The following is a 1,707-nucleotide window of genomic DNA, read 5'->3' on the forward strand; positions in this document are numbered from 1 at the left end:
GCTCAATTGAAAAGTTAAGTTCCACTTCAGAAAGTGAAAAAAGAAAAGTGGAAATTACTCATACAAATACGATAAAATAAGGCGAAAGTGAAAGAAATCAGTGTATGGGACTAGGCCGGATTGGGTATTTGGTTTATAATACAAATGGAAAAAGGCATAAAAAAGAGCGCATTAAAAGTGAATGGAAATCGACATTTTTTTGAAATGAAAGAGTTACTTCCACTTGATTTTTGATCGTTACAGGTTTCTTGCTGCTTGTATTTATGCTTTGAACATTACTTCAATAAGTGAGGCTTGAGGGTGACTTGATCGTGGGGGATCTCAGTCAATCCATAGCTAAGGAATCGATTAGCCATCTCACTATTGAAGAAGCGGAGGACGCTGAACGATGTTTTGTTGTTCAGCTTCTTTTTGTTATAGGAATTGATATGGGATGAGATGAGATTCGCCTTTTCTTGCGAATCCAAGCCGAGAGCGTATAAATCAACCTGCTTAGGACAAATCTCCCGGATGAGTAAATGAACATTTTCAAGTGAGCCCTTTTGCCAGCTGGCCATCGGATCGCAATAAAAGAGTCTTGTTCTTCGGGTTCCATCTTTCCTGATTTCTACAGAATCCGCTAAAACAAACTCGCTGCCTCGATCTGTTTTGAGTACCATCACTTCTTCATTGAACAGCGCCTCTCCCAAGATAGTTTCTAAGTACAGGATCCCTTCCAACATATTTTCAGACGTTTTCTGTTGGTGATAGACGCAGAACAGAAAATCATAGTTCAAGAACTTGAAGGTTTGAAGGAAAGGCCCATTTGAACCATCGTTGTAAACCGTGTCCATTTCAACGATGGAGGCATCGGGATTCATTTCCATAAATTCTATGAAGTCTTTGTGAGTTCTTCCCTTCAAGTAAGATCGATCTTTTCTTGGAGAATATTGAACAGCTTTCTTTTTCGACAATTTTCTGCGGACTTGACGTTTAAGATCCATACAAGTAATGGGGACACCGGCATTTTGGAAGACGTCATCCTCGATATAATGATAGAGGGTCTTTTCAGTGAGCTTGATTTCAGGATGGCTTTGTAGAATGGCATAGACCGACTGGCCCTGCGCTAACAGAGGCTTGATTAGAAGACCGAGCTGCTTGATCTGGGAAAGGGTTGCATTGACGCCAATCCTCGTGTTGACAAGGCTATCCCGATACTCGTCATTGGCCTTAGAAGCAGAGTATCTGTATTTGTCATAGTGGCAGCGATGATAAGCTTCACAGCCGTTACAGGCGCCGGGAGAACGATCTCTGCGCTTACAGGAAAACTTTATATAGGAAGGGCATTGAGTAGAGCAGGCAGGCGTTTTTTTGTCTTTGCATTTTGGGAATAAAGAACAATCAATCGGATAACTGGCAGAAAAGGATTTGAGGCGGTGCGATTTGATTTCTTTACTAATGGTGCTTTTATCCTTGCCCAGGGTTTTTGCAATGGCGGCTTTCGTGGAACCGTGGGAAATCCCGGTTTCGATAATTTGGCGTTCAGCTAAAGTAAGATGGAGATACTTGTTGCAAGTCATAGAATTCAGCTCCTTTCGCGTCAAGCAACAAGAAGTCTGTATTTACTTATATTACTTCATAATGAAAGAGTAACGTCAACTAGAAGTTTGTGTAAGAGTGATTTCTACTTGCACCGCCCTGAAGTGGAACTTAACTTTTCAGTTGAGA

At 41.3% G+C, this 1,707-nt stretch carries 1 protein-coding gene; it reads right to left on the reverse strand.

What is annotated here, in order from left to right:
- Nucleotides 1-275: 275 nt before the first annotated feature.
- Nucleotides 276-1,559, reverse strand: coding sequence for a helix-turn-helix domain-containing protein (locus tag HOLDEFILI_RS18040; protein WP_006061395.1), 1,284 nt, complete (start codon nt 1,557-1,559; stop codon nt 276-278).
- Nucleotides 1,560-1,707: the final 148 nt, after the last annotated feature.

Origin of the sequence: Holdemania filiformis DSM 12042, assembly GCF_000157995.1 — a bacterium.
GTDB lineage: Bacteria > Bacillota_I > Bacilli_A > Erysipelotrichales > Erysipelotrichaceae > Holdemania > Holdemania filiformis.